General features: G+C 58.6%; 9 protein-coding genes. 4 read left to right on the top strand and 5 right to left on the bottom strand.

Annotated features, from left to right (window positions below; genetic code table 11):
* The 5 genes from F8I07_RS05480 to gatC all read right to left on the bottom strand — a co-directional run.
* Positions 1 to 845: amino acid--tRNA ligase-related protein (locus tag F8I07_RS05480; protein ID WP_292656766.1), on the bottom strand; the 845-nt coding region annotated here is incomplete at its 3' end.
* A 15-nt stretch (positions 846 to 860) separates the two neighbouring features.
* Complete coding sequence (locus F8I07_RS05475; protein ID WP_292656764.1) at positions 861 to 1,319, bottom strand: Fur family transcriptional regulator; 459 nt, start codon at positions 1,317 to 1,319, stop codon at positions 861 to 863.
* Positions 1,320 to 1,323: 4 nt separating this feature from the next.
* Positions 1,324 to 1,845 (bottom strand): CvpA family protein, encoded by a 522-nt coding sequence (locus tag F8I07_RS05470; RefSeq protein ID WP_292656761.1) that lies wholly within the window; start codon positions 1,843 to 1,845, stop codon positions 1,324 to 1,326.
* A gap of 30 nt (positions 1,846 to 1,875) precedes the next feature.
* Positions 1,876 to 2,931: a type IV pilus twitching motility protein PilT gene (locus F8I07_RS05465; RefSeq protein ID WP_292656760.1), complete on the bottom strand. Its 1,056-nt coding sequence runs from the start codon at positions 2,929 to 2,931 to the stop codon at positions 1,876 to 1,878.
* Positions 2,932 to 2,960: 29 nt separating this feature from the next.
* Positions 2,961 to 3,251, bottom strand: a complete 291-nt coding sequence (gene gatC, locus F8I07_RS05460) for an Asp-tRNA(Asn)/Glu-tRNA(Gln) amidotransferase subunit GatC (protein ID WP_292656757.1) — start codon at positions 3,249 to 3,251, stop codon at positions 2,961 to 2,963.
* Between the two features lie 171 nt (positions 3,252 to 3,422).
* Between gatC and F8I07_RS05455 the strand changes: the two genes are divergently transcribed.
* The 4 genes from F8I07_RS05455 to rho all read left to right on the top strand — a co-directional run.
* Positions 3,423 to 3,800 (top strand): rhodanese-like domain-containing protein, encoded by a 378-nt coding sequence (locus F8I07_RS05455; protein WP_292656755.1) that lies wholly within the window; start codon positions 3,423 to 3,425, stop codon positions 3,798 to 3,800.
* Entirely contained in the window at positions 3,797 to 4,891 is a 1,095-nt protein-coding gene (gene dapE / locus F8I07_RS05450; protein ID WP_292656752.1) for a succinyl-diaminopimelate desuccinylase, read from the top strand. The genes F8I07_RS05455 and dapE overlap by 4 nt, the downstream gene beginning before the upstream one ends.
* Positions 4,891 to 5,289 carry a hypothetical protein gene (locus tag F8I07_RS05445; RefSeq protein WP_292656750.1) on the top strand — a complete coding sequence of 133 codons (399 nt, stop codon included), beginning with the start codon at positions 4,891 to 4,893 and terminating at the stop codon, positions 5,287 to 5,289. Before dapE ends, F8I07_RS05445 begins: the two co-directional genes overlap by 1 nt.
* Before the next feature lie 126 nt (positions 5,290 to 5,415).
* On the top strand, positions 5,416 to 6,431 hold a 1,016-nt coding region (gene rho, locus F8I07_RS05440), incomplete at its 3' end, for a transcription termination factor Rho (RefSeq protein ID WP_292656749.1).

The raw sequence follows: 6,431 nt of genomic DNA, 5'->3' as shown, positions 1-6,431 counted from the left end.
TCCTCGTAGGTGTGCCAGGCCCAGTAGTATTCGATCATCGTAAATTCGGGGTTGTGGGTGGCGTCCATTCCCTCGTTGCGGAAGTTGCGGTTGATCTCGAAGACCGCTTCCATCCCCCCGACAATGAGCCGCTTGAGATAGAGCTCCGGGGCGATGCGCAGGTAGCGGTCGACCCCCAGAGCGTTGTGGTGGGTGACGAAGGGGCGGGCGTTGGCGCCGCCGGGGATGGGGTGCATCATCGGGGTTTCCACTTCGAGGAAGCCTTTTTCTTCAAAAAAACGGCGCACCAGAGAGACGATGCGGCTGCGGAGCTTGAAGGTCTCTTTGACCTCCGGGTTCATGATCATATCCAGGTAGCGTTGGCGGTAGCGGATCTCCTGGTCGGTCAGGCCGTGGAACTTCTCGGGCAGGGGATGGACCGCTTTGGTGACGATCCGCAGGTCGGTGCAGTGCAGCGTGATCTCTCCGGTGCGGGTGACGAAGGGGTACCCTTCGGCCTCGACGATGTCGCCCACCTCGATCAGTTTCTTGATCTTGTTGTAGTACCCTTCGGGAAGGTCGTCCCGGTTGTAGTAGATCTGCACCAGCCCTTCGCTGTCTTCGAGCTTGGCGAAGGCCGCCTTGCCCATGATGCGGATGAATTTGACCCGGCCGGTGAGGCGGTAGTGGCGATCGGTAGCGACGCGCTCCCCTTCGGGGCGTTCGAGCAGGTCCCGGTTCTCGGCGAGAAACTGTGCCGAGGGGATACCGCGACTGCGGCCGGCGGGGTAGGGGTTGATCCCCTCCTGGCGCAAAGTGTCGGCCTTTTTGATGCGTTCCTGGACGTAAGGGTTGTCGAATATCAATGGAGCTCCTGTTTTTTACTTTTTCTCGTTCTCATGTTCCCTGCACTCTTTGCAGATGCCGATAATCTTCATGGCGTGGTCGGTCATTTCGAAATCGAACTTCTTCGCTACCGCCTCTTGCTGCTTCTCGATGGTCTCATCGCAGAACTCGATGATCTTTCCGCAGCGGATACAGATGAGGTGGTCATGGTGCTTCTTCAGGCCGATCTCGTACCGTTTCCCCTCCTTGCCGAAAGAGATGGAGTCGGCCAGTCCCTCCTCTTCGAGAAGGCCGAGGGTCCGGTAGACCGTGGCGATGCCCACCTTGGCTCCCGGGTCAGCCTGCTGGACGAGCCTGTGGATCTCTTCGGGGGAGAAGTGGCCCGGGTTTTCGTAGAGTGCCTTGAGCACCAGTTCCCTTTGGCGGGTGAATTTTAGTTGTTTTTCTTTGAGGATCCTCTTAAGCTCTTCCAGAAGAAAATCGTAGTCGACCATGGCGTTACCTACCGTGCTTTTTTGTCGAGGTCTGCCCGGTGGAGGGGGCGGAGTGGATGAGGAATTTCCCGGAGCGCATCAGCAACGGAAAGAGGGCAGACCCCTGAACCCGGTGCCGGAGTTTGTCGTGGATCGCCGGCGTACGGTAGAGGGCGGAGAGGATCATGGCAAAGATCAGGAAATACTTCAAGGCCGCCACCAGAAAACCTCCGATCCTCTCGGCGGTGCCGGGACGTTGTTCTGCCCGGCGTTCCTGGATCCGTCTGCCGAGCCAGGAACAACCGCCCCAGATCAACGCCAGGATCAGGACAAAGGCGATCAGACGGCCCAAAGCGGGGTTGGGAAGATGAAAAAGCTTTGTCTCGATCAGTCTCGCCAGGGGATCGGCCCCCCGGGAAGCCAGGAAGACGCCGCCGACCAGTCCCACCAAGCCGAAGAGTTCCCGGAGAAAGCCGGTGACGATCCCTTTGAGCCCCAAGAGGAGGACCAGGGCTGCGACGATCAGATCGAAAGAGTTGAATGTCATATCGTTGAGCCTTTTTTCCAGCTGCGGGATTTAGAGCGCACGGATCAGCTCATCCTGCTTGTTGGACCACTGGATCGCGTTTTCCCGGGTGATGACCCCCTGACGGATCAGCCGCAGCATGACCTGGGTTTGAGTCTGCATGCCGGTCTCCTCCTGGCCCAACTGCATGGCCGAATAGATCTGGTGGACCTTGTCTTCGCGGATCAGGTTGGAGATGGCGTGGTTGCTGATGAGGATCTCGGGCACGGCGACCCGTCCGCCGCCGACTTTGGGCAGCAGCGCCTGGGAGATGACCGCGACCAGAGAGCTGGAGAGCATCGCCCGGATCTGGGGTTGCTCATCTCCGCTGAAGACGTCGATGATCCGGTTGATGGTCCCCGGCGCCGAGTTGGTGTGCAGCGTGGCAAAGACCAGGTGACCGGTCTCGGCGGCAGTCAGGGCGGCGGCGATGGTCTCCTTGTCCCGCATCTCCCCGATCAGGATGATGTCCGGGTCTTCCCGCATGGCGTATTTGAGCGCCGCGCCGAAGCTCCGGGTGTCGTCTCCGACGCTCCGGTGGGAGAAGACGCACTTTTTGTGCCGGTGGACGAACTCCACGGGATCTTCCACGGTGATGATGTGCTTGGACTCGTTTTCGTTGATCTCATTGAGCATGGCGGCGAGGGTGGTCGATTTACCCGAACCGGTAGGCCCGGTGACCAGGATGAGCCCTTTCTCCCGTTTGATCATCTTGCGATAGACCGGCGGAGCGTCGATCTGATCGAGGGTGGGGACATCCAGGGGAATAATCCGGAAAGCGGCAGCCATGTCTCCCAGTGTTCGGTAGTAGTTGACCCGGAAGCGCCCGATTCCTTCCAGTTCCACGGCGAAGTCCAGCTCGTTCTCTTCTTCGAAGCGTTTTTTCTGCTTTTCGGTCAGCAGACCGTAACACATCTCCTCGATATCTTCCCCGTTGAGTTTGGGCATATTGACGGGGCGTAGCTTTCCATCGACCCGGAGTAGGGGCTCTTTCTTTGCAATCAGGTGGAGGTCGGAGGCGTCATGGACAATGACGCTCTGAAGAAGTTTTTTGATATTGAATACCATAGGAGTTCCCTTCTGTTTGACGGAGTGATCTATTCGATGATGGCGGGGACGATGAAAAAGTCGTCACGGCTCTCGGGAGCGTGTTCCAGAATGATCTTCGGGACTTCCGGATCGTTGCCCGGGAAATCTTCCCGCATGGGGGTCCCCCCCTCCAGGGTAGAGAAGTAGCTGTCGAGAGCTTCGGTATCGAGTTCGTTGAGGCTCTCGACATATTCGAGGATTTCGGTCAACTGCTGCAGCACTTCGCTTCGTTTCTCCTCCGCGATTCTCAAATGAGAGAGCTTTTCGAGTTTTTCCAGTGTTTGCTCATCGATCCGCAACGGCGATCCTTTTCCGTAACTTGATGGGCTTATTATATAGAAAATGTGATTAAGTCTCCGGAATAGGCAATTTTGGGGGCGACGGAGTATAATGCGTTTTACATCGGCCGGGTTCGGACCGGTTATGGCGGCTTGTCGGGCTGTCGGAATCTCTTATAATCAGGAAAGCAGATGGAATATCGAAGTGAATGGTTAGAGGTGGATGCCGTCGATTCTCCTCGGCTCGAAGCGCTTTTGCAAGCCAGGGAGGCGGGAGCGTGCGATTTTGTACTGGTGGATGTGCGGGAACTTTTCGAATATGAAGCGGCGCACCTTCCGGGGGTGGATCTCTTGCGGCCCACCAGCCGCTTCCAGGCCTGGGCACAGGAACTGATCGACCTGAGCCGTCAGCAGCCGGTGATCCTCACCTGCCGTACCGGCAATCGTACCGGCCAGGTCCAGCAGATTCTCCAAGCCAATGGTGCCGAGCAGCTGATCGACCACCGGGGCGGGATCATGCAGTGGCACGGCGAGATCATCCGCAATGACAGTGCCGAAGGCGTCGCATGAATGTCGTCGACCTTTTGATCCGCCTGCTTTCGGCCCCTTCGGTGACGCCGGAGGATGCGGGGCTGATGGAGTACGTTCAGGCGTCACTCCCCGGTTTTGAAGTGCTTCGCGTCGATGAAGGGGGCGTCAAAAATCTTTTCATCTCTCGGAAGTTCGGCGAAGGAGAACATCTCTGCTTCGCCGGGCATGTGGATGTGGTTCCTCCGGGAGAGGGGTGGCACAGCGATCCTTTCGTCCCACGGATCGAAGGGGGGATGCTCTACGGTCGGGGCGCCCAGGATATGAAGAGCGGTGTCGCCGCTTTCCTGCAGGCGGTGAAAGAGACGGAGAGCTTCGACGGAACCCTCTCTCTGCTGCTGACCTCCGACGAGGAGGGGGAAGCGAAATACGGGACCCGGATTGTGCTGGAGCATCTGAAAGAGATCGGCCGGCTTCCTGATTATGCCGTCGTGGCGGAGCCGACCTGCGAAGAGCGTTTCGGTGACGCCGTCAAGATCGGCCGGCGGGGTTCAATCAACGGCGTCATCGAGGTTTTCGGACGGCAGGGACATGCGGCCTATCCGGAAAAGTCGGACAATCCGATCCATCGCATCGCTCCGATCCTGCCGCAGATCGCGGGAGTGGATCTCGACAGCGGTGACGAGCATTTCGCTCCCAGCAAGCTGGTCATCACCGATCTCCGCGCCGGAATGGAGGTGACCAACGTCACGCCCGGAACGCTCAAGATGATGTTCAACGTCCGCAACTCCACGGCGACAAGCCTCGAAGAGGTGGAACGCTTCATCCGGGAACGCTTCGAAGGGCTGGCGTATGAGCTCAAACTCTCCCAAAGTGCCAAACCCTTCGTCACCGATCCCGAGACTCGTATCGTGCGGCTCCTGGACCGGTCGATCCAAGCCGTCACGGGGCTCACTCCCAAACACTCCACCGCCGGCGGCACCAGTGACGCCCGCTTTTTCGGGGAGTACGGGGTCAAGGTGGTGGAGTTCGGGGTCCGCAACGACACGATCCACGCCCCCAACGAACGGGTGGCGATCGAAGAGGTAGAGGGGCTCTACCGGGTCTTCCGCGATCTGATCGAGAGGTTCTGATGGAGCTGTGGCATCTGGTGGCGCTGAGCTTTCTGGCAGAGGTTGCGGAGACAAGCTGGCAGTACGCCCCTTCGATGCAGGGGGTGATGGAGAAGGTATGGCGGCTCTACCGCCGCTCGGTCTTCTGGCTTCTGGCAGGGCATACCGGATATCTCTATATCCTTTATCTTTCCCTGCGTTACGATCTGCTCAACTGGCCCATCGTCGTGGCGATCGCCCTCAAGACCCTGGATATCTTCACCAAGATCGAAATGGTCCGCAAAATCTACGTCCGTGGCGAGATCGATCCGGTGACGGAAGAGATGCTCAGGATGCAGATGCCCCCCTGGCTCTGGCTCATCGGGCCGCTCACCTACCCCTGGCTGGTCTGGCTGGCCCTGACCCACGCTGCTGTTTGACATTTAAAGTCAAAAAGCATTATAATGGCGTCACTACAAACGTGCTTCGCAGGATACCGCAAGGTTCCGACGTGATGCTTTCACCCCTGCACTATTTTTACCAATCTCCAATATTGACGAGGACTCATGGAAGAGAATCGACAAAAAAACGGCCATCATAATGGCAAAAAACAACATCAACGCACCCACACACCGGTCGAAGGGTACAAGATCGAAGATCTCCAGACCAAACCCCTGGAGGAGCTGGTCGAGATCGCCCGCAAGCTCAAGGTGGAAAACCCCAACGAATACCAGCGCAAAGACCTGATCTTCGAGATTCTCAAGGCCCAGGTGAGCCAGGGAGGGTATATCCTCTTTACGGGGATTCTGGAGATCATGAACGACGGCTACGGCTTTTTGCGTTCCATCGACGGCAACTTCGCCAACTCCTCGAATGACACCTACGTCAGCTCCACCCAGATCAAGCGCTTCGCCCTGCGCAACGGCGATATCGTCACCGGCCAGGTGCGCGCCCCCAAGGAGCAGGAGAAGTACTACGCCCTGCTCAAGATCGAGGCGATCAACTACCTCCCCCCCGAAGAGTCCAAAAAACGCCCCCTTTTCGACAACCTCACGCCGCTCTATCCCCAGGAGAAGCTCAAGCTCGAGTACCACCCCATGAAGCTCACCGGCCGGGTCATCGATCTCTTTGCCCCCATCGGCAAGGGGCAGCGGGCCCTCATCGTGGCTCCACCCCGGACCGGTAAGACCGAGCTGCTCAAAGAGGTGGCCCACGGCATCACCCACAACAACCCCGAAGCGGCCCTGATGGTGCTCCTGGTGGACGAGCGCCCCGAAGAGGTCACCGACATGCAGCGCAGCGTCAAGGGCGAAGTCTACGCCTCCACCTTCGACCTGCCGGCCCAGAACCATGTCCGTACCGCCGAGATGGTTATCGAGCGGGCCAAGCGCCGGGTGGAGCTGGGGCAGGATGTGATTATCCTCCTCGACTCCATCACCCGTCTGGCGAGGGCCTACAACACCGTCACCCCCAGCTCCGGCAAAGTCCTCTCCGGCGGGGTCGACGCCAACGCCCTGCACAAGCCCAAGCGCTTTTTCGGTGCCGCACGCAACATCGAAAACGGCGGCTCCCTCACCATCGT

Origin of the sequence: Nitratifractor sp., from assembly GCF_015487065.1 — a bacterium.
Taxonomy (GTDB): domain Bacteria; phylum Campylobacterota; class Campylobacteria; order Campylobacterales; family Sulfurovaceae; genus Nitratifractor.
Note: the sequence above shows the minus strand (reverse complement) of the source record. Positions and strands in the feature narration are given on the sequence as shown.